Genomic DNA, 22,637 nt, shown 5'->3' with positions numbered 1-22,637 from the left:
TTCGCCATAAAAATTACTTATCTTCATTTCCAAGTAACGTATTCAAAGTTTTGATGACGCCATCTCTATCATTATCAATCGAAATCAAATTCGCTTTACGTTTTAGTTCTGAATAGGCATTGTCCATTGCGACTTTGAATCGTGCATTTTCAAATAAAGGAATATCGTTTAGACCATCACCAAATACAATCGTTTGTTCACTACTAATATTTAATAATTGTTGTAGAAAGCGAATCGTTTTTCCTTTATCAACATCTTTGTGTGTGATATCTATCCAATTCTCTTCTGCAGCTACTATATAGAGATCATCTTCATATTTGTTTAAACCTTTCACATGTTCAAAGCACTGACCTTGTATGTCAAAAATCGTAATCTTCAACATATCTTTATCAATTGTATTTAAATCTTCTACAAAGGTTACTTTCTCATATGAACCTAGAACCATATCTCGTTCTTTCTCGGAAATATGCTCTTCAGCATAAGCCATACCTTCAGTGCAAACAATAACGACCAAATTTTCATCAATTTGCTTAATTGTATTAATCAACTCTAATCCAAGTTGATTATTGAACGTCTTAGCATAGATATTCATGTCATTGATTTTAATACGCGATGCACTATCTCCGATAATGAATAAATCTTTCGTTAAATCTCCCACAATTGCATCGACACGCTCATTTTGTTTTCCCGTGCAAAAAGCAAAGCGAATACCCTTATCTCTCAAATTCGTTAATAAACTTTCAAACTTCTCACGATTGAAACTACTTTTTGAATTTAAAAACGTCCCATCCATATCTGTAACAACTAGCTTAAACATTTTTATCCCCTCGTTTTTAACTATATTTGTTGTGACTAATGAAATAGTGAATACATATTAGCGATAAATTTGTACACTTTACCCCTTTGCTTCTTTAAAATATTACTACCCTTTTGACTGTTATAATACCCTTCTTATTTGAATAAATAAATTTACTTTTTTAACAACAGTTTCAATTTTCTGAGTTAGTAATTATTTTATGAAAAATAGTTTTTATTGTATCTACATATCCATAATTAGATTGTGATCTAGATATACGAGGTAATGCATTAAATTTATAATCCATTTGTCAATTTGGTTCATTTTTTTCCTAAATATGTATTAATTTATTGTCTATCTGTTCTTTATTACTAAAATAATATATAAAACCGCATCACTTATGATACGCTTCTGCGTATCGGTTAATGATGCGGTTTTTAATTATATAATTTCATTTAATAAGGTAATGAACAATTTTTTGATAAATGTTATTCTTCTAAAATTCTTTTTAATTTACACACTAAAAAATATCCTCCTTAACAATAATAAGTTATTTAAATTATTGATTAAGGAGGATATCTTTATATCTATTTATTTCTCAATCTAGAACTAGATTTTTATCGTGCTTTCAGTTCATTTCCTGTCATCCATTTATGATTTTTAATGATTTTACCATTATCTTTGGATTTGTAATCAACTACGTAAACAGTAGTCTTTTTCACGTTATCTATATTGGCTGTAGCACCTTTCATACCAGACATATGACTTGCTTCTAATTTAACAGTATCGCCTTTACTAAATCCATCTTTAGGTGCATCTTTGATTTCTTCGTTTACGACCCATTTATGATTGTTTACTTTTTCATTTCCATTTGTGGGTTTATAACTTACAACATAGGCATATGTTTTATACGCACCTTTTACAGTAGCTTCTGCACCTTTCATACCTGGCATATGTCCTGCTGTAATCGTTACTTTATCTCCCACTTTAAATTCACCCTCATTAGTCGATGTCATATCTTCAGGAACTTTACTTTCATCGTTATGCTTCATATGGCTCTCACTTTTTTGGTCATTAGTGTCTTTATCTTTTTCATCATTATTGGAGCAAGCTGATAATATTAGTAATGATCCTAATATCATAAAAAATAATTTTTTAATCATAATAAAACTCCTATCTTTTATTTTAATTTTAATGTAAAGGCATTAATTGCAACAATAACCGTACTTAGCGACATTAAAATAGCACCTATTGCAGGTGATAAAATCAAGCCGATAAATGCTAAAATACCAGCTGCTAAAGATACAGCAACAATATTATAACCTGCACCCCACCATAAGTTTTGCACCATTTTTCTCATAGTATTATTTGAGAGGGTCAAGAAATGGATAATATCTGATGGATTACTTTTAACGAGTATAATATCAGCTGACTCAACTGCTACATCCGTTCCTGCGCCAATTGCAATACCAATATCTGCTCTTATAAGACTTGGTGCGTCATTGATACCGTCTCCGACCATCATGACTTTATTACCCTCACTTTGATAATCTTTTATAATGCTTTCCTTATCTTCTGGCATGAGTTGTGCGTGGACATCACTAATACCTAATTCTTTTGCGACAGCGTGTGCCACTTCATTATTGTCACCTGTAAGCATGACTGGTGTAATATTTCTTGATAGTAAATCAGCTACCATTTGTTTTGAGCTTTCTTTAATTTGATCTCCTTGAGCAATCATGCCAATGACTTGTTGATCCTCAATTAAATAGCTGATTGAATTACCTTGTTGAGCTAATTTAGTAAATAAGTCATCGTCATAATTAAGTTTATGTTTATCAAGATAAGAGACATTTGTTATTTTATATGTTTTATTATCAATTAGACCTTCTAATCCGACACCTGGAATATTATTAACGTCTTGTGGATTAGTAAATGAAACATTTTTACTTTTCGCAAAATCAACAATACTTATAGCTAATGGGTGATTAGATTGACTTTCTAATGAGGCGAAAAGGCTTAATATTGTATCATTACTCAAATCATTTTTAAAGCTCTCATAATGATTCACAGAAAAGTTACCCTCAGTTAAAGTACCAGTTTTATCCATCATTACATAATCGATATGTTGAGCTATTTCTACAGACTCTCTATTTTTAATAATTAAACCATTATGTGCACCAATTGAAGTAGAACGTGCAGTGACTAAAGGTATTGCCAAGCCTAAAGCATGTGGACAAGCAATGACTAACACAGTTACAAGACGTTCTAATGCAAAATCAACATCATTTTGAATGAGCATCCAGACAATAAAAGAAATCACGCCAACACTTACAGCAAAGTAGAATAAATAACCCGCTACTTTATCAGATAACAATTCAGCACTAGATTTATCATTTTGTGCTTGATTAACAAGTCCCATAACTTGAGAAAGATATCCATCTTCTCCCACAGCTGTAACCTTGACTTGTATTGTTCCAGACCCATTAATAGAACCCCCGATGACGTTGTCATTTTGATTTTTTTGTACTTTTTTAGATTCTCCAGTGACTAGGGATTCATCTATAGATGTTTGTCCTTGAACGATAATACCATCTGTCGGAATGCTTTCTCCGGCTTTTACTTCGACGATATCATCAGTCATGATGTCTGATATTTTAACTTCTTCGCGTTGGCCATTATCCATAACTTTAATAGCACTATTAGGTAACAGTTCTGCCATTTTCTTTAAAGCATCTCCAGCATTTCCGACAGCATTCATTTCTATCCAATGTCCTAATAGCATAATTAAAATTAAGGTTGCTAATTCCCAAAAAAAGTCCATTGTATGACCAGTTGCACTACTAAAGTTATTCATATAAAAAGCATACAAGCTATAAATATAAGCTACTGAAATACCTAGGGCAACTAAGGTCATCATGCCTGGTTTTTTTGTAGCAATTTCATCTTTACCACCAGACAAGAACGGTTTACCACCATAAAAGAATAAAATTGTACTTAATATTAACACTACCCATTCAGAACCTGGAAATGTGAATTGAAAAGGTAAGTTAACACCCATCATTGGCGATAAAAGAATGATAGGTATTGCAAAAATTAATGAAACAAAAAACTTAACTTTAAAATTTCCATGATGATGTGCATGGCCACTATGATGATGTGAGGCATGGTTATCATGATGCATGTGATTGGAATGATTCATGTGATTTTGATGATTATGCTCTTCACCATTATTATTCAAATTAACCCCTCCTATTTATGAAAATATTATATTAGCTATACTTATACTATAACACATACCCCCTAGGGGTATAAATATTTTCGATTTATCTCCATTTATGGATTTATTTATATCATTCCGAAAATGATGTCTCCACGTCCTACATTAGACCTTGTCATCGATGTTTAAAACAAGGTTTTAATTAAATGTATTATTGCAAAAAGTATTATCTATATAGATATTTGTCTATATAGATGATAATCTATAATAAAGGAGGGATGACATCCATATGTCTTATAAGGAACTATCATTACAATTAAAAATTTTATCGGATCCAAGTCGATTAGAAATATTAGACTTATTATCTTGCGGTGAATTATGTGCTTGTGATTTATTAGCGTATTTTCAATTTTCACAACCTACATTAAGTCATCATATGAAAATTCTAGTAGATAATGAATTAGTATCTACACGAAAAGACGGTACTAAGCGCATGTACCGACTTAATCATAAGTCCTTAGATTCAATCAACAATGAATTAACTTATATTAGCTCTCCTACTCAACAATGTATGTGTAAAAAGATAAAGACAGGTGAATGTACATAATGACTATTCTAGCGATTATTATTTTTCTTTTAACTCTCATGTTTGTTATTTGGCAACCTAAGGGGTTAGATATTGGTATTACAGCATTGTTTGGTGCTATCATTGCTATTATTACAGGTGTTGTTAGTCTTTCAGATGTTGTTGAAGTTACAGGGATAGTTTGGAATGCTACGTTAACCTTTGTCGCTGTTATACTCATTTCATTAATTTTAGATGAAATTGGATTTTTCGAATGGGCAGCTATACATATGGTTAGAGCTTCAAATGGTCATGGATTTAAAATGTTTGTTTACATTATGTTGTTAGGCGCTATTGTAGCAGCTTTCTTTGCGAACGATGGAGCTGCATTAATTCTCACTCCAATCGTGCTAGCTATGGTAAGAAATCTAGGGTTTAATCAAAAAGTCATTTTTCCTTTTATCATTGCAAGTGGATTCATTGCAGATACTACGTCTCTTCCACTAATTGTAAGTAATTTGGTTAATATCGTTTCTGCTGACTACTTCCATATTGGATTTATTGAATATGTAAGCCGCATGATCATTCCCAATCTATTCTCTTTACTTGCAAGTATCGTTGTATTATGGCTATATTTCAGAAAAGTTATTCCTAACCATTTTGAAATTAAAAATCTTAAAGCACCTAATCAAGCCATTAAAGATCCAAAATTATTCAAGTTTTCATGGATTGTTTTATCAATCTTACTCATCGGTTATATAGTTAGTGAATTTATTCAAATTCCAGTATCGTTAATTGCTTGTTTGATTGCGTTTATATTTACTGTATTGGCCTATAAATCGAGAGTAGTAAATACAAAACAAGTTATCAAAGGTGCACCATGGAATATTGTGCTCTTTTCTATAGGAATGTATTTAGTTGTATTTGGTCTGAAAAATGTAGGTATTACTGCACTATTAGCTAATATTCTATCAAGCATATCAAACTATGGATTGTTTAGTAGTGTTATAGGTATGGGCTTTATATCCGCATTCCTTTCAGCCATTATGAATAATATGCCTACCGTATTAATTGATGCAATTGCTATTGGACAATCTGCAACTACCGGTTTAATCAAAGAAGGCATGATTTATGCTAATATCATTGGCGCAGATTTAGGACCTAAAATCACACCTATCGGCTCCTTAGCAACATTACTATGGCTACATGTTTTAACACAAAAAGGAGTAAAAATTTCGTGGGGCACATATTTTAAAACGGGTATTGTTATTACGATTCCTGTTCTGTTTATTACATTAGTTGGTTTGTACGTTACACTTATTATATTTTAAAAAAGAGGTGTCAATGATGACAAAGAAAATAATTTATTTTATATGTACAGGTAATTCATGCCGTAGCCAAATGGCTGAAGGCTGGGGTAAAAAAATCTTAGGTGATGAATGGCAAGTATATTCTGGAGGTATTGAGGCACACGGTGTCAATCCGAAAGCAATCGAAGCTATGAAAGAAGTTGGAATTGATATATCAAACCATACTTCTAATTTAATTGACAACAATATACTAAACCAATCCGATTTAGTAGTAACTCTATGTAGTGATGCTGATCAAAACTGTCCTATATTGCCGCCTAATGTAAAAAAGGAACATTGGGGATTTGATGATCCTGCAGGAAAACCTTGGTCAGAATTTCAACGTGTTAGAGATGAAATCAAAACCTCCATTGAATCATTTAAAGCTAGATAAACTTCAAGCGTCTCAATATGATTGAGACGCTTTTTAATAGATTTTCTATCATATAATGTTCTTAAAAAATCAACTTAATGATTGCAAAGACGATTAAAACACTTACAATCACTTTTTGAATAGAATCAGGTATTTTTTGCCCTATTTTCATACCTAGAGGCGTAAATAGTATACTACCTAAAATTAACGGTATTGCACTATTGATAGGAATATAACCCTGTAATAATTTAATAATAAATGCTCCAATAGAAGAAATAAATGCAATTACAATACTATTTGTAACAACCATATTCATTGGTAATTTAAATATAACAAGTAGTACTGGAATAATAATAAATGCTCCACCAGCTCCTACAATACCAGATACCAAACCGATGATACTACCTATTGTAATTAAAAGTACGCGATTAAACTTAATATGACTAGTAGATGGTGTGATTTTAATAAACATTAGAATAAGAGCTAACAAAGCAATGATTATATAAATTACATTAACAAAATGACTATTAAATACAGTTGCTAATAATGCACCTAGAATACTACCTATTACCATTCCACTTCCCATATTAAGTATAAGCGTTCTAGAAAAATTTTTATTTTTATATGCTTTTAAAGATCCACTCAATGTACTAAAAAACACCTGACTTGAAGTTAATCCTGAAGCAATATAAGCACTATAAGTAGGTAAACCAAATAAAGGTGGTAATAATAAGAGAGCAGGGTAAATAACAATGGCTCCTCCTATACCAACTAATCCAGAAATAAATCCTCCTAAGATACCAATAGCTAACATTACTATAATTGCTGTTACACTTATCATTTACTTTTTATTAATAATTCAACTGCTTCATTAATTAGTGCCTGAGAATCTTCACTATTTTCTTCAGACATTTTGACACATTCTACTAAGTTCTCACTAATGATAATACCCATTAAACGTTGAATAGAACTTTTAGATGCACTTAATTGACTAATGACATCTTTACAACTTTTTTCTTCCTCCATCATTTTAATCACACCATTAAGCTGTCCTTGTATGCGATGAATACGATTAATCATCTTTTTATTATATTCCAATATATTTCACTCCAAATTAATTTTTTAATAATTACATCATATTGATTAAATTTTATTTTGTCAAATACCCCCATAGGTATTTGACAAACTATCTAATTCATTATAATATACCCCTACAGGTATTTAAAAGGAGGCTATTATGTCACAATATAAAACGAAACACATTAATGATTTCACTAAAAAAGAATTACAAGAATTGGGTTCTAATGGTCAATTAATTGACGTTCGACAGCCTGAAGAATTTGAATTAGGACACGTTAAAAATGCTTTATTACATTCAGTTGAAAACATAGAAAATTTTAAACACGATCGCAATAAAACTTACTATATTTATTGCAAAAGTGGTAATAGAAGTAGAAAAGCAAGTCAATTTCTTACACAACGTGGATACGATGTGGTGAATTTAGATGGAGGTTATACCGCATACGAACAACAACATAATAATGAATCATTTAAATTAAAAAAAGATAAAGAAATTCAAATCAAAGATAATCGTAAGATGTTCAATTATAGTAATCTACAATGTCCAGGACCTATTGTTAATATTAGTAAAGAAATCAAAAACATCGCTATTGGTGATCAAATAGAAGTTGTTGTGACTGATCATGGATTTTTAAATGATATTAAAAGCTGGATCAAACAAACTGGACATACACTTGTTAGACTCAATGATTCTGGTAATGAAATTCGCGCTATTATTCAAAAAGAAGAAAATAAAAATATAGAAGTGACACACACGAAAAATGGAACAACGATTGTTTTATTTAGCGGTGAGCTAGATAAAGCAGTTGCAGCAATGATTATTGCTAATGGTGCTAAAGCCGCAGGTAGAGATGTAACCATTTTTTGCACATTTTGGGGCTTAAATGCACTTAAAAAAATTCAAAATCAACGCATTAAGAAAAAAGGTATTGCAAAACTTTTTGACTTCATGCTTCCAAATTCACCAATTAACATGCCTATTTCAAAAATGAATATGTTTGGTTTAGGAAATTTAATGATGCGTTATGTCATGAAAAAGAAAAATGTCGATGATTTACCTTCTCTTATCAATCAAGCAGTTGAACAAGGTGTTAAACTTATTGCTTGTACAATGAGCATGGATGTTATGGGCATTACAAAAGAAGAACTACGTGATGATGTAGAATACGGTGGCGTAGGTGCATATATTGGATATACAGAACAAGCTAATCACAATTTATTTATATAATTAAAAAGGAATGATATTATGTTTTTTAAACAATTTTATGATAAATATTTATCTCAAGCATCTTATTTAATCGGTTGTCAAAAAACTGGAGAAGCCATGATTATTGATCCTATTCGTGACTTATCTTCATATATTCGAGTTGCCGATGAAGAGGGTTTAACCATTACTCATGCAGCTGAAACACATATACATGCAGATTTTGCTTCAGGAATTAGAGATGTTGCTATAAAGTTAAATGCTAATATTTATGTATCAGTTGAAAGTGATGACACATTAGGTTATAAAAATATGCCTAACCACACTCATTTTGTTCAACATAATGACGATATTTATGTAGGAAATATAAAATTAAAAGTGCTTCATACACCTGGTCACACGCCAGAAAGTATAAGTTTTTTACTTACTGACGAAGGTGCTGGAGCACAAGTTCCAATGGGACTATTCAGTGGTGATTTTATTTTTGTAGGAGATATCGGTAGACCTGATTTACTAGAAAAAGCGGTTAAAGTAGAAGGATCATCTGAAATAGGCGCAAAACAAATGTTTAAATCGATTGAAAGTATTAAAGACTTGCCAGACTACATTCAAATTTGGCCTGGTCATGGCGCTGGTAGTCCTTGTGGTAAATCTTTAGGTGCTATTCCAACATCTACGCTTGGCTATGAAAAACAAACAAACTGGGCTTTTTCTGAAAATAATGAAGCTACCTTTATCGATAAACTCATTTCTGACCAACCTGCACCACCACATCATTTTGCACAAATGAAAAAAATTAATCAATTCGGTATGAATTTATATCAACCTTATACAGTTTATCCAGCTACAAGTACAAACAGATTAACTTTTGATCTCCGCAGTAAAGAGGCTTATCATGGGGGACATATTGAAGGTACAATCAATATTCCATATGATAAAAATTTCATCAATCAAATTGGCTGGTATCTAAACTATGATCAAGAAATTAACTTGATTGGAGACTATTACCTTGTTTCAAAAGCAACACATACTTTACAACTTATTGGATATGATAATGTGTCTGGATACCAGTTACCACATTCTCAAATTCAAACACAATCTGTTCATAGTAAAGACATAACTGGTAATGAAGCACATGTCTTAGATGTACGTAATGATAATGAATGGAATAATGGCCACTTATCTCAAGCGGTTCATGTACCACACGGCAAACTTTTAGACACAGATTTACCTTTCAATAAAAATGATGATATTTATGTACACTGTCAATCTGGCATTAGAAGTTCTATAGCTATTGGTATTTTAGAACACAAAGGTTATCACAACATTATTAATGTAAATGAAGGTTACAAAGATATACACCTTTCTTAATATTTATACTAATTAAGAAAGACTATAAGTAATTAGATATGGCACTGAACCCTTAAAATGGGAACTTAATAAAAACACTATGTTCTAGGCTGCTAATTCTCTGTATTTTACAGGGGCTAAGTAGCCTAGCTTTTGTTGAATTCGATTATTATTATAGTTTTTAATGTAATTTTCAACAATATCAATTACAATTTGATTCAATGTATCATTTACTAAGCTTTGATCCTGTTTGTTATCTATTTTATATGCAACAATTTCTCCGTTATAAAGATCCATAATTGAAGATAAATACAACATGGGGTTACCGAAAGATAAATAAGTAATATTTGTTGTTAATACTTCCATTGGTTGACTTGCTTTAAATTGTCTTTGTAGTAAATTATCTGTTTTATAACAAGGTTTACCAATGCTTTTAGTCTTTTTAGGTCTAACTCGACAATTTAAATCATTCTTCTGCATGATTCTCTGAATTCTTTTATGATTAACTGCTACTGAAGACAATTGATTAATCAAGGTTGTAATTTTTCGATAACCATAGATGTATTGGTTGTCTTTACACAATTGAATGATTTTTTGCTTCAAGTCATCATTTTTATAGTTCTTGTGTTCCCATCTATAATATGTCAGTTCAGGTATTTCTAAAACATCAAGTATTATTTTTACTGAATACTTATGCTTTAATTGATCAACTAATTTTACGATTACTTTTGGTACCCCTTCCTTTCCAATTCTTTTTACTTTTTTAAAATATCTATTTCAATATCTTTTCTATTATTCTCTAATTTTAATTCTTCAACTTCTGAGAGTTCTTCAAGTTCTTTACCATAAGTATATTGCTTACCGACTTGTTGAGAAAATCTATAAGTTTCCCCATTTCGATACCATCTCCACCATGTTTCCACCTGTGTTCTATTTCTAATATTTAATGTTTCTATAATTTTTTTATCGAATAACCAGATTTTTTCATCTCAATAGTTTTATACTTGTTTTTAATGAATAAGACACTCTTTTCATAGAAAAAACACCTCCGTATGATTCATTTTAAATGAATTCAACGAAAGTGTTTTTATATTATTCCCATTATTTGGGGGCCAGTGTCATATAATTAAAAATTATTTTTCCTTATTTGTAAGTGCCTAAGTATTCATAATAGGCACTAAACGAACTTCAATGTTTTGTTGTAAATTCTTTTTCATGGCTTGGTGGACAATATAAACGCCATTATCTCTTAACAATAAAAGTAGTAATTCTCCTTCATTAATCCAAGAGTTTAACGCGTGTTCAAAGAATTGACGTCGTTCCTCAAATTGAATTTGTGTCAATTGACGCTTCCCTTTTTTCATCATGGCTTTTTGATATTGAAATAAAAAGTCATCTTTATCTCTATAGTGTTGATAAAATGTTCCCCTACTAATGCCACTTTCATCACAAATATCTTTAATACTAATGTCATCATAAGATTTAACATTTAGTAGTGTAATCATACTTTTTTTCAATTTTGGTTAATATTTTATACACACGTTTATCCATGGTTTCTTCGTTCATTTGTGTCGCCCCATAACATTATTGAACATTTATATCTCATGTGTCTGATTATTTCAATTGATGCATGCAATTGTCGAAAATTGATTTATATTGAATATACAGTAATTAAGCAGAGTGTCAAATAAGGAGGTACACAGCATGATGCAGACGATTGCTTCACTTAAAGACGCAGTAAAATCCTATGATAAACATAAAGTTTTAGACCAAATCAGTCTAGACATTAACGAAGGCGAACTTTTGGGACTAATAGGACCTAGTGGTTCAGGTAAGATGTTCTTATTCTTCTTATCTTTATTATTTTATTTATCATTTTAAATATCATCGGACTTAAGCGTTATCGCAAAGTTTAACAATCTATCATATGACTTATAAAAATTGTAGCCTGGGACATAAATTAATATCTCAGGCTACAATAAATTTTAAGGGGCTATTTAATGAACTAGTGTTTATTTACATTTGCTCCTTTCTTAATTCTGTCCAACTTTCAAGCTATTATCTATCCTATAAATATATCTAATAGTCTACTTAAAAATTGGTCTTTTGTCAGTTGTTGATCGTGTTTGGCAAAGTAATAGAAATCTGATGAAAATGAGTTTAGCATCAAATTAATCTTAAACTCTAAATCTTGGGTCTGTTGCTGACTAGTGAACTGGTCTTTAATCAATTCTTTCAGTTGTTCATAAAACGGAATATTAATCATTGACTGATGTTGAGAATTTGATTTCTCAATAAAATTTAGGACATTAAAGTTTGCCTCTTTTAAATCTAAATAAATAGATAAAACACCATATATTTTATCCCTCACAGACGCATCTTGATGCTGATGAAGGAACGTATCCATTTCATCAAACATATCATGAACCTTTTCATCCATCATCGCTTGGCATAGTAACGATTTACTTTCAAAGTGACGATATAAAGTGCCTACACCCACGCCAGCTTTCTTCGCGATTTCCGACATATTCATCTCACTAATATCTTCACCCTGTGCTAATAATTGGGTCGTTGTCTGTAAGATGATTGCTTTGTTATGCGTTGCATCACTACGTTTTTTCCGTTGATTGGTCATCTTATCCCCTTCCAAACGATGTGCTCCCTTTTATGGTTCTAATCTATTAATTTTAACATCTAAATTGAATTCTTCTTTTAAAAATTGACGATAATTTTCACTTGTCACATCATATTTTTCTTTATCTCGTTGTTTCGTTAACGTTAAATTATTTTGAGACATTGTCGCACGACCATATGATTTAGGCATTGTAACGAGCAAACGTTTAACGAATGTAGAATTAGGATTAGTTTGATTGTATTCGATATTATAATCAAAATCATGAATGTCTCTAGGTTCTAACTCAGCTTCGTATTCTGTATCCCACTCATTGTCTTTCCATTTTTGAATGTAGAATAAGTTATCATTTACATAAATGGCACGATATTCTCCGTTAATATCCTCAATGATTGCATCACTATCTTGATTATTAATTGGCATAGCACTTATTGGCAAGTCACCATAACCGACATCAGCGACATAATTGACACTATCAATCGGCACGATTAATGACATATGAGAGCCTTTAAGACTACGTCCGCCCCCTGGTGTATGAATAGTTGCAGATACCATATTTGCTGTGAAGCCTTTTGCTTCTAAGTACGCTTTGAAGAAGTGATTCATTTCATAACAGAAACCACCACGTTGGTGATTAACGATTTTTTCATAGATATCATCTACTTCTACTGATATTCTCACACCATTTTGAACATCTATATTTTCAAAAGGCACTGTTAACATATATCGTTTTAAATAATAATTTAATGCTTCCAAGCTTGGTTCATTATATTTATTTGGATCTATATTTAAATATTTTTCAAGACCTTCAATATTCATTACTAAGCATCTCCTTTTTACTTTTTTCGTTTTTTAACACTATCTATATTATATTGAATTCATAAATTTGACAAACGGAACGCATTCCGAATAAAATAAGTGATAGTTGATTCCATTTAAGAAAAGAGGTGAAATTATGACTCAGACACAACCATCACATTTAAATATAAAACAACGTAATTTAATGATTGCGGTCATGATGATTGGTGCTTTTATTGGTGTCTTAAATCAAACGTTACTTACAACGATATTGCCAGAGGTCATGAAGGACTTTGCGATATCAAGTAGTACGGCACAGTGGTTAACGACCATCTTTATGTTAGTGAACGGTATTATGATTCCTGTCACAGCCTACTTAATTGAGAGATTTTCATTACGTACACTATTCTTTACGGCTGCGACCTGTTTAATACTTGGTTCTTTAATCTGTATGTTGGGTGTTAATTTCCCATTATTATTAGTGGGTCGTAGTATTCAAGCGTTAGGTGCAGGTATTTTAATGCCATTATCTCAAACACTATTATTCATTATTTTTCCTGTTGAAAAACGTGGTATGGCAATGGGTATCTTCGGTCTTGTCATAGGCTTTGCACCTGCGATTGGTCCTACAGCAGCAGGTTGGTTCATCCACCTATTCGATTGGCGCTATCTATTTTTAGTCGTGCTCTTAATTAGTGTGGTTGACGCTATTTTCGGCTTTTTATATTTGAAAAATATTACCGAGACACAACAACCTTCGTTAGACATCTTGTCAGTCATCATGTCTACATTAGGATTTGGTGGTTTACTTTATGGCTTTAGTTCAGCCGGTAACCTGGGTTGGTCACATCCATCCGTTTACGTGACGATCATCATTTCCATCATTATACTTGCGCTATTTATACGTCGTCAGTTGAAACTACCTTCACCGTTACTCGAATTTAGAGTATTTAAATACCGTAGTTTCACCATTTCGATGACTTTAATTGTATTAATGTTTGTACTCTTTATCGGTAATTTGACTATTTTACCTATATACATGCAAACCATGATGCATTGGTCACCTTTAGAATCTGGTCTCATCTTATTACCTGGTGGACTCGTCATGGGCTTGTTGTCGCCTGTTACTGGTAAATTATACGACCGTGTTGGCGGCCGAAGTTTAAGTATCACTGGCATGTTATTGATTATGATAGGTGCCTTATTCATGGCACAGTTCAATCCACAAACATCAGCATTGTATGTCATTGTGACATTCTCAATCTTGATGTTAGGTAATTCTATGATTATGACACCAATGACTACACAAGCATTAAACGCTTTACCTGTATCCTTGATTGCGCATGGAACGGCAATGAATAATACAATTCGCCAAATTTCAGCAGCTATCGGTACAGGTATACTTGTAACACTCATGACTGGTTTCGGTCACCTTTCACCATTACACGGTGCAGCCGGCCTTATCCATGGTCTAGATATGACATTTTATATCGTTGCCTTTGTAGCACTGATAGGTGCATTCATTGCACTCTTCTCAGAAAAAAGACAATCAAATACAACACACTAATCTTTAATATTATTTAATAGGAGGTGTTAAGCATGTTACTAAGACATGTTATTAACGCATATGTAGGAAAAGAAATTTTAAAAAGTAGTTTACCAAAAGTAAAAAATGACGATGCTATGGCACAACAATTTAAAGAAGGATTCGGATTATCACGTCGTTCAATGCGATTAGCAGGATTATTCGAATTTGTAGGTTCTATCTTTTTATTTAGTTCAATTTTAGGCAAACTTGGCCAAAAATTAGTCGTTGTGGGCACTCTAATGATTAACATAGTGATGGGTACAGCAATCTACAATCACTATAAAGCAGGACATGGTCACCAAGGTGCCAAAGCCGCTTCTAAATTCTTTATGTTAAATGTTCTTAGCTTAATCGAAGTTTTAAGTTTAAATCGTCGTCAATAAAAGATTATATTTTTTAAAACTGGATAAATATTTAATATAGTCATTTAATTAAAGGAGAACAATCATATGTCAAATGCAAAAGCGATTGATACACATGCACATTTATGGAGCGAAGACTATTTAGAGAAATTAGGCAAATTAGGTAGTCAAGGTACAGAGGTTGCTAAAGGAATTAATCAATCTGCCTCTAAAGAAGATCTAGACAAGCGCTTTAAAATGATGGACGATGCTGGCGTTGATATGCAAATCATCTCTGCCACACCACAATCACCACAATGGGGTACAAAAGAAGAAGCACATCAAAGTGCACAAGAGATTAACGATTTATATGAATCATTGATTCAACAATATCCAGACCGTTTCTTAGCATATGGTGCAGTATCTCTTCCATATGTCGATCAAGCTATTAAAGAAGCGCAAGAACTACTTAAAAAAGATGCCTTTGTAGGTATTGCGATTCCAACTATTGTGAAAGATAAAGTGTCAGTTGCCGACAAACAATTCGAACCTTTCTTCGAAGCTATGAACGAATTAAATGCAACACTTTATATTCATCCAACTGGTTGTGGTGCCCAAAGTCCACTCGTGAACGACTATCAATTAGAATGGGTGATTGGCGCACCATTAGAATCTACATTCATTACGTTACAATTAATTAAAAACGAGATTCCACAAAAATATCCAAATATCAAATTCCATATTTCACATTTAGGTGGTGCTTTACCATTCTTCATGACTCGTATTAAAGACAATTACGAAGACTGGAACGCCTTTAACATTGATCCATATGAAGTATTAAATCGTCAATTTTGGTATGATACTGCTAATTTCCATGAACCTTCTTTAATCAATACCATTGATACATTCGGTAAGGATAAGCTCATGATGGGGTCAGACTTCCCTTACTTCCAAGATGAGAAATATACACGTGGTGTAGACTATATTAAAAACAGTGATATTGATCCAGACACAATTGACGGTATTTTAAGAGGTAATGCAATTCAGCTCTTTAATATTTAATTTTATATTTCTACTACTACTTATTCATGTTAGCAATTTATAAGAAATGAAATTATTATTTGAGCTGTGTTAATTGTAGTTATGAGATTAAAAATGCTTGTTTTAATCTTATATACTTGATTAACAATAAAGGCTGTTGAAAAGACATATAGAACATAAACAATCTTTAAATTCCATGTAAATTAACTACGAAAATATACGAAAGTAAGTTCATATAAAGTTGGGCTCGTAAGAGGTAAAGATATATATAAGAGCAGAACGGATAACTAGTAATTAGCTATCTGTTCTGCTCTTTTTTGTAATCTTTAAATGCTTTTTATTTAGAAATCACATATAAAATTGAGAATCTAAGTATTGAATTTAAAAAGTTGGAATTACTTTGGATATAGATATTAATAATACCGGTTTAATAACTTTTCCAGAATTTGAATCTAAAATTGCTTGGTTAATATATTCGAAGTCATAAAATTTAACTAATTTATTAAAATCAAATTGTCCTTGCTTATATAATTCAATTAATTGAGATATTTCAAATTGAGCAATCGCATCACTCATCAATACACCTTAATGGACTTATTTTGGAGTACTAAATCTGTAAAGCTATTCATTTCTAATTTATTTTGTGTTACAGCTATAGAGGCCATTACTCCTTGCGTACCAAGAACATCTATAGCAGACTACATAACAGTTGAAACTCCTATTTTGTCAACAGAAAAACTCACCCCTTTGCCATTAGTTATTTTATTTACTTCTTCAATTAAATCTTCATTAGAAATATTAATCACATGCGTGGCACCTAATTCCTTTGCAGTACTTAATCTGCGACCATGAATCTCTACAGCAATAACTTTTGTACAGCCTTGTGCTTTTGCTAACATTAATGCTGCTGAACTTACCGCACCAGTACCAAATACAACTATACTATCTCCAACTTTAGGTTTTAAGCCATTTACAATTGTTCAAGCTCCAGTTAAGAATCCACATCCTAAAGGGACAACTAATCTTAAATCAATATCATTATCTATTTTAACTAAGTTTCTATAATTTGTAATTGTATGTGTAGAAAAAGAGCTTTACGTAAAGAAATTAGATACTGCTGTTCCATCTTGCTTTTTGAATGTGTATGATCCGTCTATTCTAGCCCCACTCATATTTAATGTAGTCCAATTTATACAAGAAGAAGGATTCTCTGAATTGCAGTTTTCACATTCTCCCCAAGTATTGTAAGCCATTAAAACTTGATCTCCAACTTTAAAATTTGTAGCTTGCTCACCTACCTTTTCGATAATTCCTGCTCCTTCATGTCCTAATAGTGCTGGAAAAGAAAATTCTGCATCACCAATTCTCATTGCTTCGTCAGAGTGATAAATATATAAAACTACCACTTTAACAATAACTTACTCACTTTGTATATCTTGAAGTTCTAAATCTCCGAATTCATAATCCCCTTTAACTTTGTTAATAACTGCTGATTGTTTAACATAATATCATCGCTTTATCAATTAATATACATATTTTTAGGTTCTATACTTAATTGGACTGATGAAAATCAGTTCAATTTTTTTATGTCTTTAAGAATATAAAAATGGCGCAAATATCTCTATAATTGTAAGTGCCTTAAACCAACAATGAGGAGAGATATTGCGCCTATGACTGATTGTATATCAAAAATACTTAGAATTAAAGATAAAAATATTAAATTTGAAGACACATTAGATGAAAAAGTCTATAAAGGAATGACCTGTTTATTCTTTTACGGTGAACTATCCTATACACCTCCAAGGTGGGCATTATGTGGGTATAAAAATAAGGATTATTCAATCGTTAAAAATGGCAAGAAACAATCATGCATTACGCTTAATAAAATGAATGAAAGACCAGTTTATTTAGTATTAGCGAAGCAACGCTTTTATTGTAAATGTTGTGAGTCTCACTTTACTGCTAAAACAAATGTTGTTGATATGTACTGCTATATTGCTAACTCGACCAAGCTAGCGATTGTCGATAAAGCCACAGAAGTCCGTTCAGAGAAAACCATCGCCCGTGATACATCTGTATCACCTACCACGGTCTCTAGATACATTGATATGATTGCGAATCAAATACATCAAACGCCTTAATCAATCCTCGCCCGAACACCTTATGATGGATGAATTTAAAAGAGTTAAAAATGTATCAGGGAGTATGAATTTTATTTACGCCGATGCGTTGACGCATCCTATTGTAGATATCGTAGAAGATCACCGTTTATTTTCGTTAAAACGATATTTTAATCGGTTTCCTTTAAAAGAACGTCAAAAAGTAAAAACCATTACGATTGATATGTATCCACCTTATATAAATTTGATTCGTAATATGTTTCCTAATGCACATATTATTATTGATCGCTTCCATATTGTACAATCTATTCATCGTGCGCTTAATATGGCACGTGTCAGTGCCATGAATGACCTAAAAAACGCACATCGCCCAGATTACAATAAGTGTAAACGTTATTGGAAACTGGTCTTAAAACCTACGGAAAACTTAGAATCCTTTGAATATAAAAAAATGAGATTGTTTAAAGAATGGAAGACCGAAAAAGGTGTCGTCAAGCATATTTTAGCTTTAAACTCAACATTAGAACGTACTTACCACTATGTAAATCAACTACGCACCTGTATTAAAACGAATGACTTCTCGGCATTAGTGACAACTTTATCTATGATTGACTTATCACTGACTCATAAAAAATTTAAGCCAGTTGTAGGGACTTTACGCAAGTACACTGATTTCATCAAAAACACCCTCACTTATACTAATCTGACCAACGGTCCAATTGAAGGCATTAACAATAAAATTAAATTAATTAAACGGGTATCTTATGGTTATAGAAATTACAATCACCTGCGCAATCGCATAATTTTGTGTTCTAAACTTTACGCATATAGACCAAAAAAGAGATTAAGCAATGTTTCGTTGCTTAATCTCTATAATTGAGGCCATCAGTCCAATTTGACAGAGAGCCATATTTTATCGCTTTTGTAATCGTTTTCGTAATTTTACTTCTTACTAAAAGTATTGTATTAGAAGAAATGAATAAAGCTAGTAATTATAACTTAGCAAAAATTGATTTGTTTTAATAGATGATACTAATATCAAAGTAAATTAAAGAATAGTAATTGATTCACCCACTATCTTTAAAACCCACTTTTTTAAAAGTATATTAGAATAAATATTTTTTAGATTAAACGCTTGAAACGGAGACCCGTCTCACTTATAATGATTTTATTAAATATGTATGAAACAAATAATTTGAAGGTGAGGTTTATATGTCAAAGCGAAGTGATGCTATTAAAAATGAAAAGCTTATTATAAAAACAGCTAATGAACTTTTCAATATGTATGGTGTAGATTCGATAAGTATGAAAAAAATAGCGGAAGCCGCTCAAATTGGTAAAGGAACATTATATCGTCACTTTTCCAATAAGTCCGATATTTGTTCTGCACTGTTGAGTCAAGAAATTGAACACATGTTTAATCAGATTGATTATAAAAAGAAAATTCAAACTGATCAGCAAGAATTACTTCGTTTTATATTTTTATCTCTTATTGAAATTATGGAGAAAAATGTAAGTTTAATTAAAGAAATTGAACGTTCAGACAAAAAAAATCGTGTACTTATGCAGACACCCTTCTATGTAAAACTTAAATCAGAAGTTATGTCATGTATAACAAAAATGGATATTGTCAATGATCCTGATTTTCATGCTGATATTTTACTGAATTCTTTTTCAGCAGATGTATTTGAGTATCAACATTATGTTAAAAAGATTCCCTCCAAACAATTTGTAGATCGTATTTTGAAAATTTTTGTTCGAGGTATTCAGTCCTCAAAACTTTGATAACGAAAGGAAGATAAAAATGGATTTCAAGAATACAGCTTTAGTTTTAGTTGACTTACAAAAAGGTATTGCGAATACTGCTGAAACAGCTCCGCATAGTGTCTCAACAGTATTAAATAATGCTGCAAAAATGGTGGAATTATTTAGAAAGAATGAAGGTTTTATAGCATTTATTAGGGTTGATTTTATTGACGGTAAAGATGCTCTAAAGCCTAATGCGATGAAATCCTTGCCAGGAGGTAGTCCGAATCCTGATTTTGCTGAAATAGTTGATGAACTTGGGGTAAAATCAACGGATTATGTTGTAAGTAAACGAGGATTTAGTGGCTTTTTTGGCACAGACTTAGATTTACAACTACGACGTCGAGGTATTCAAAATATCGTCATTGGTGGCATTTCTACACATATGGGTGTTGACACTACTGCGCGTGATGCTTATCAAAATGCATATAATCAATATTTTGTTTCTGACATGATGTCTGCACCTGAAGCATCATTACATCAATTTTCAATTGAACAAACATTTCCATTTATGGGACAAGTTGTTACAACAGAATATATGATTAAAATTTTAGACTCTAAAAAGTAGTAATCTTTAAAAGAACACGAAAGTCTTTATTTTGACTTTCGTGTTCTTTTATTGACAAATTCTTAAAATAGAACCAGAAAGGAAATTTATAATGAAGAAAAAAAATATATCCCCTTTATTTATTCTAATTATGGCTGGTCTGGCTGCGTTTGGTCCACTATCAATTGATATGTATCTACCAGCATTGCCTGAAGTTAAATCTATGCTAAATACAAGTACTGCTCAAGTTCAAATGACACTTACATTTTTTATGATTGGCCTGGCTTTTGGTAATATTACTATTGGAACACTATCTGATACGTTTGGTCGAAAAAATCCTTTAATATTTAGTTTAATTGTTTATATTTTATCTTCAATCGTTATTGCAATTGCACCGCATATTACAATCGTTCTTATATTTCGTTTCATACAAGGATTTGCTGGTGGAGCTGGTATCGTCTTATCAAGAGCTATTGCCACAGATTTATATAAAGGGAAAGAGCTCACGCAGTTTTTAGCAATGTTAATGCTTGTCAATGGAGCAGCACCAGTGTTAGCACCAATGTTTGGTGGTATAATTTTAAATTTTTTAAATTTCCGTATACTTTTCTGGATTTTAGCATTACTTAGTAGTTTAATGCTTATAGGTACACATTTAAAAATCAATGAAACTTTACCTCCTCAAAATCGTAGACAGGCTCATTTTAAAATTATAGCTGAAGATTTTAAATTATTATTAACACGTCAATCATTTGTCATTCCAATGATTATTCAAGGTTTTACATTTGCTATGTTCTTTGGATATATGGCAGCTTCTCCGTTTATTATGCAAAATATATACGGTCTCAGTGCCCAACAATATAGCTACATTTTTGCTTTGACGGGTCTAGGATTAATTTTCACTGCCCAAATAACAGGGCGTCTCGTTGAACACATGAATCAACATACACTCTTTCGTATATATTCAGCTATCCAATTAGTAGGGACAGTTATTACGATAATTGCGTTAACCAATCACCTTACTTTATGGATTTTATTACCATCATTTATTCTTATAGTTGGACCAGTCGCCGGTATAGGTACTTTAGGATACGCAATAGCAATAGAAGGTCAAACGAGAGGTATCGGAAGTGCTTCTAGCTTAGTAGGTTTAATGCAATATTTAATTGGTGCTATTACAACACCACTTGTAGGATTACAAGGAGAAAATAGTTATACACCGTATATCATTGTCATTTCAATTACAATGATAATTATTGTAACTTTTCAAATTTATCATAAAGTATTTATTGAAATACATTAGTATAATATATGATAATTTAGCACTAAGGTAATCAAGTATCTATAATTGTCTATTAGTTTTACTAAATTAATTTTTGTTTTTTCTCATTGTATACATTTTAATTCATTTGTATCGCTATTGTCTTTTCTAATTGGAGGAATTTCATTAATCGTCATTTTTTATATACTCTAAACGAAATATTGAAGTTTCTATTATATTATATATATATTAATTTAGAATCTCAGATTCAGAGCTTATTGAAAATTTTTTTAAAATTATGATTATAATAAAAATTTAGAGGATGTTAGATAATAATCATTTGATTTTTCTAAAGGAGATATTTATTATTTTAAAATTAAAGTAAATAAACATTAATCCTGAACACCGTGAGACGTGTTCAAGATATTATTATGGCAAAGCAATAAAGCGCAGTCCGCCGCATCAGAGATCATCATATCACCTAACGTCAAAAAAAGATTACTGGGGCTATGATGAGCCATCAAGAAAAGAATGGTCAGAATTCTAACGTGTTAGAGATGAAATTG

22 protein-coding genes and 3 pseudogenes are annotated in these 22,637 nt (G+C 31.6%); 13 read left to right on the top strand and 12 right to left on the bottom strand.

Features of this window, described 5'->3' with window-relative positions; all coding sequences use genetic code 11:
* Positions 1–13: 13 nt before the first annotated feature.
* From F1592_RS01480 to F1592_RS01470, 3 genes are all read right to left on the bottom strand, one after another.
* A complete protein-coding gene (locus F1592_RS01480; protein WP_053016946.1) occupies positions 14–817 on the bottom strand; it encodes a Cof-type HAD-IIB family hydrolase in 804 nt (267 codons plus the stop codon).
* A 596-nt stretch (positions 818–1,413) separates the two neighbouring features.
* Positions 1,414–1,959, bottom strand: a complete 546-nt coding sequence (locus tag F1592_RS01475; protein ID WP_031869236.1) for a YdhK family protein — start codon at positions 1,957–1,959, stop codon at positions 1,414–1,416.
* A 17-nt stretch (positions 1,960–1,976) separates the two neighbouring features.
* Positions 1,977–4,037 carry a heavy metal translocating P-type ATPase gene (locus tag F1592_RS01470; protein ID WP_188294661.1) on the bottom strand — a complete coding sequence of 687 codons (2,061 nt, stop codon included), beginning with the start codon at positions 4,035–4,037 and terminating at the stop codon, positions 1,977–1,979.
* A 268-nt stretch (positions 4,038–4,305) separates the two neighbouring features.
* Here F1592_RS01470 and F1592_RS01465 point away from each other — a divergent pair, with 268 nt between their 5' ends.
* Genes F1592_RS01465 through arsC form a run of 3 tightly spaced genes read left to right on the top strand, consistent with a single transcriptional unit; the run spans position 4,306 to position 6,324 of the window.
* Positions 4,306–4,623, top strand: coding sequence for an ArsR/SmtB family transcription factor (locus F1592_RS01465; protein WP_011274435.1), 318 nt, complete (start codon positions 4,306–4,308; stop codon positions 4,621–4,623).
* Positions 4,620–5,912 (top strand): arsenite efflux transporter membrane subunit ArsB, encoded by a 1,293-nt coding sequence (gene arsB, locus F1592_RS01460; RefSeq protein ID WP_188294662.1) that lies wholly within the window; start codon positions 4,620–4,622, stop codon positions 5,910–5,912. Before F1592_RS01465 ends, arsB begins: the two co-directional genes overlap by 4 nt.
* A 16-nt stretch (positions 5,913–5,928) precedes the next feature.
* The gene (gene arsC, locus F1592_RS01455; protein WP_031919618.1) at positions 5,929–6,324 is read left to right on the top strand and encodes an arsenate reductase (thioredoxin); all 396 of its coding nucleotides are present in this window, start codon (positions 5,929–5,931) and stop codon (positions 6,322–6,324) included.
* A 61-nt stretch (positions 6,325–6,385) separates the two neighbouring features.
* Here the strand turns inward: arsC and F1592_RS01450 are convergent, their stop codons facing one another.
* Both F1592_RS01450 and cstR read right to left on the bottom strand, forming a co-directional pair.
* Complete coding sequence (locus F1592_RS01450) at positions 6,386–7,144, bottom strand: sulfite exporter TauE/SafE family protein (RefSeq protein ID WP_031919617.1); 759 nt, start codon at positions 7,142–7,144, stop codon at positions 6,386–6,388.
* Complete coding sequence (gene cstR, locus F1592_RS01445) at positions 7,141–7,401, bottom strand: persulfide-sensing transcriptional repressor CstR (protein ID WP_031919616.1); 261 nt, start codon at positions 7,399–7,401, stop codon at positions 7,141–7,143. The genes F1592_RS01450 and cstR overlap by 4 nt, the downstream gene beginning before the upstream one ends.
* Positions 7,402–7,540: 139 nt before the next feature.
* Here cstR and F1592_RS01440 point away from each other — a divergent pair, with 139 nt between their 5' ends.
* Both F1592_RS01440 and cstB read left to right on the top strand, forming a co-directional pair.
* Positions 7,541–8,611 carry a DsrE/DsrF/DrsH-like family protein gene (locus F1592_RS01440; protein WP_149809645.1) on the top strand — a complete coding sequence of 357 codons (1,071 nt, stop codon included), beginning with the start codon at positions 7,541–7,543 and terminating at the stop codon, positions 8,609–8,611.
* Between the two features lie 18 nt (positions 8,612–8,629).
* Complete coding sequence (gene cstB, locus F1592_RS01435) at positions 8,630–9,958, top strand: persulfide dioxygenase-sulfurtransferase CstB (RefSeq protein WP_149809646.1); 1,329 nt, start codon at positions 8,630–8,632, stop codon at positions 9,956–9,958.
* A gap of 84 nt (positions 9,959–10,042) precedes the next feature.
* Here the strand turns inward: cstB and F1592_RS01430 are convergent.
* A pseudogene (locus F1592_RS01430) lies at positions 10,043–10,972 on the bottom strand (IS3 family transposase).
* Positions 10,973–11,094: 122 nt separating this feature from the next.
* Entirely contained in the window at positions 11,095–11,442 is a 348-nt protein-coding gene (locus F1592_RS01425; protein WP_223197199.1) for a TetR/AcrR family transcriptional regulator, read from the bottom strand.
* Between the two features lie 199 nt (positions 11,443–11,641).
* Here F1592_RS01425 and F1592_RS01420 point away from each other — a divergent pair.
* Positions 11,642–11,773, top strand: a pseudogene (locus F1592_RS01420) (ATP-binding cassette domain-containing protein); the annotation flags it as partial.
* A gap of 226 nt (positions 11,774–11,999) precedes the next feature.
* Here F1592_RS01420 and F1592_RS01415 read toward each other — a convergent pair.
* Positions 12,000–12,572 carry a TetR/AcrR family transcriptional regulator gene (locus tag F1592_RS01415; protein ID WP_182474352.1) on the bottom strand — a complete coding sequence of 191 codons (573 nt, stop codon included), beginning with the start codon at positions 12,570–12,572 and terminating at the stop codon, positions 12,000–12,002.
* Positions 12,573–12,602: 30 nt separating this feature from the next.
* Complete coding sequence (locus tag F1592_RS01410) at positions 12,603–13,388, bottom strand: arylamine N-acetyltransferase (RefSeq protein WP_031919611.1); 786 nt, start codon at positions 13,386–13,388, stop codon at positions 12,603–12,605.
* A 136-nt stretch (positions 13,389–13,524) separates the two neighbouring features.
* Between F1592_RS01410 and F1592_RS01405 the strand changes: the two genes are divergently transcribed.
* The 3 genes from F1592_RS01405 to F1592_RS01395 all read left to right on the top strand — a co-directional run bounded on the left by F1592_RS01405 (position 13,525) and on the right by F1592_RS01395 (position 16,358).
* Positions 13,525–14,934 carry a DHA2 family efflux MFS transporter permease subunit gene (locus F1592_RS01405; RefSeq protein WP_119521884.1) on the top strand — a complete coding sequence of 470 codons (1,410 nt, stop codon included), beginning with the start codon at positions 13,525–13,527 and terminating at the stop codon, positions 14,932–14,934.
* A 32-nt stretch (positions 14,935–14,966) separates the two neighbouring features.
* Positions 14,967–15,338, top strand: a complete 372-nt coding sequence (locus F1592_RS01400) for a DoxX family protein (protein ID WP_002467321.1) — start codon at positions 14,967–14,969, stop codon at positions 15,336–15,338.
* A gap of 66 nt (positions 15,339–15,404) precedes the next feature.
* Positions 15,405–16,358, top strand: a complete 954-nt coding sequence (locus F1592_RS01395) for an amidohydrolase family protein (RefSeq protein ID WP_053016934.1) — start codon at positions 15,405–15,407, stop codon at positions 16,356–16,358.
* A gap of 360 nt (positions 16,359–16,718) precedes the next feature.
* Here the strand turns inward: F1592_RS01395 and F1592_RS13695 are convergent, their stop codons facing one another.
* From F1592_RS13695 to F1592_RS13685, 3 genes are all read right to left on the bottom strand, one after another.
* The gene (locus F1592_RS13695) at positions 16,719–16,913 is read right to left on the bottom strand and encodes a hypothetical protein (protein WP_223197198.1); all 195 of its coding nucleotides are present in this window, start codon (positions 16,911–16,913) and stop codon (positions 16,719–16,721) included.
* Between the two features lie 122 nt (positions 16,914–17,035).
* Positions 17,036–17,236: a zinc-binding dehydrogenase gene (locus F1592_RS13690; RefSeq protein ID WP_107366725.1), complete on the bottom strand. Its 201-nt coding sequence runs from the start codon at positions 17,234–17,236 to the stop codon at positions 17,036–17,038.
* A gap of 195 nt (positions 17,237–17,431) precedes the next feature.
* The gene (locus tag F1592_RS13685) at positions 17,432–17,743 is read right to left on the bottom strand and encodes an alcohol dehydrogenase catalytic domain-containing protein (protein WP_223197197.1); all 312 of its coding nucleotides are present in this window, start codon (positions 17,741–17,743) and stop codon (positions 17,432–17,434) included.
* Between the two features lie 264 nt (positions 17,744–18,007).
* Here F1592_RS13685 and F1592_RS01385 point away from each other — a divergent pair.
* The 4 genes and pseudogenes from F1592_RS01385 (at position 18,008) to tcaB (ending at position 22,113) form a co-directional block, all read left to right on the top strand.
* Positions 18,008–19,324, top strand: a pseudogene (locus F1592_RS01385) (ISL3 family transposase).
* 345 nt (positions 19,325–19,669) lie between these two features.
* Positions 19,670–20,242 carry a TetR/AcrR family transcriptional regulator gene (locus F1592_RS01380; protein ID WP_076690068.1) on the top strand — a complete coding sequence of 191 codons (573 nt, stop codon included), beginning with the start codon at positions 19,670–19,672 and terminating at the stop codon, positions 20,240–20,242.
* A gap of 19 nt (positions 20,243–20,261) precedes the next feature.
* Positions 20,262–20,831, top strand: a complete 570-nt coding sequence (locus F1592_RS01375) for an isochorismatase family protein (protein ID WP_031919607.1) — start codon at positions 20,262–20,264, stop codon at positions 20,829–20,831.
* 91 nt (positions 20,832–20,922) lie between these two features.
* Entirely contained in the window at positions 20,923–22,113 is a 1,191-nt protein-coding gene (gene tcaB / locus F1592_RS01370) for a putative multidrug effflux MFS transporter TcaB (protein WP_149809647.1), read from the top strand.
* Positions 22,114–22,637: the final 524 nt, after the last annotated feature.

The sequence above is a fragment of the Staphylococcus sp. GDX7P312P genome (assembly GCF_008385775.1).
GTDB lineage: Bacteria > Bacillota > Bacilli > Staphylococcales > Staphylococcaceae > Staphylococcus > Staphylococcus haemolyticus.
The sequence above is the reverse complement of the archived record's forward strand: the minus strand, read 5'-3'. Positions and strand labels throughout refer to the sequence as shown.

What these genes read in the sequence shown, in the direction of transcription:
- F1592_RS01425 (WP_223197199.1), bottom strand. Translation starts at nt 11,442, where the DNA reads ATGATTACACTACTAAATGTTAAATCTTATGATGACATTAGTATTAAA.
- F1592_RS01450 (WP_031919617.1), bottom strand. Translation starts at nt 7,144, where the DNA reads ATGATAAGTGTAACAGCAATTATAGTAATGTTAGCTATTGGTATCTTA.
- F1592_RS01480 (WP_053016946.1), bottom strand. Translation starts at nt 817, where the DNA reads ATGTTTAAGCTAGTTGTTACAGATATGGATGGGACGTTTTTAAATTCA.
- F1592_RS01410 (WP_031919611.1), bottom strand. Translation starts at nt 13,388, where the DNA reads ATGAATATTGAAGGTCTTGAAAAATATTTAAATATAGATCCAAATAAA.
- tcaB (WP_149809647.1), top strand. Translation starts at nt 20,923, where the DNA reads ATGAAGAAAAAAAATATATCCCCTTTATTTATTCTAATTATGGCTGGT.
- F1592_RS13690 (WP_107366725.1), bottom strand. Translation starts at nt 17,236, where the DNA reads ATGTTAGCAAAAGCACAAGGCTGTACAAAAGTTATTGCTGTAGAGATT.
- cstB (WP_149809646.1), top strand. Translation starts at nt 8,630, where the DNA reads ATGTTTTTTAAACAATTTTATGATAAATATTTATCTCAAGCATCTTAT.
- arsC (WP_031919618.1), top strand. Translation starts at nt 5,929, where the DNA reads ATGACAAAGAAAATAATTTATTTTATATGTACAGGTAATTCATGCCGT.
- F1592_RS01375 (WP_031919607.1), top strand. Translation starts at nt 20,262, where the DNA reads ATGGATTTCAAGAATACAGCTTTAGTTTTAGTTGACTTACAAAAAGGT.
- F1592_RS13695 (WP_223197198.1), bottom strand. Translation starts at nt 16,913, where the DNA reads ATGAGTGATGCGATTGCTCAATTTGAAATATCTCAATTAATTGAATTA.
- F1592_RS01395 (WP_053016934.1), top strand. Translation starts at nt 15,405, where the DNA reads ATGTCAAATGCAAAAGCGATTGATACACATGCACATTTATGGAGCGAA.
- F1592_RS01465 (WP_011274435.1), top strand. Translation starts at nt 4,306, where the DNA reads ATGTCTTATAAGGAACTATCATTACAATTAAAAATTTTATCGGATCCA.
- F1592_RS01380 (WP_076690068.1), top strand. Translation starts at nt 19,670, where the DNA reads ATGTCAAAGCGAAGTGATGCTATTAAAAATGAAAAGCTTATTATAAAA.
- F1592_RS01400 (WP_002467321.1), top strand. Translation starts at nt 14,967, where the DNA reads ATGTTACTAAGACATGTTATTAACGCATATGTAGGAAAAGAAATTTTA.
- F1592_RS01475 (WP_031869236.1), bottom strand. Translation starts at nt 1,959, where the DNA reads ATGATTAAAAAATTATTTTTTATGATATTAGGATCATTACTAATATTA.
- F1592_RS01440 (WP_149809645.1), top strand. Translation starts at nt 7,541, where the DNA reads ATGTCACAATATAAAACGAAACACATTAATGATTTCACTAAAAAAGAA.
- F1592_RS01415 (WP_182474352.1), bottom strand. Translation starts at nt 12,572, where the DNA reads ATGACCAATCAACGGAAAAAACGTAGTGATGCAACGCATAACAAAGCA.
- F1592_RS01405 (WP_119521884.1), top strand. Translation starts at nt 13,525, where the DNA reads ATGACTCAGACACAACCATCACATTTAAATATAAAACAACGTAATTTA.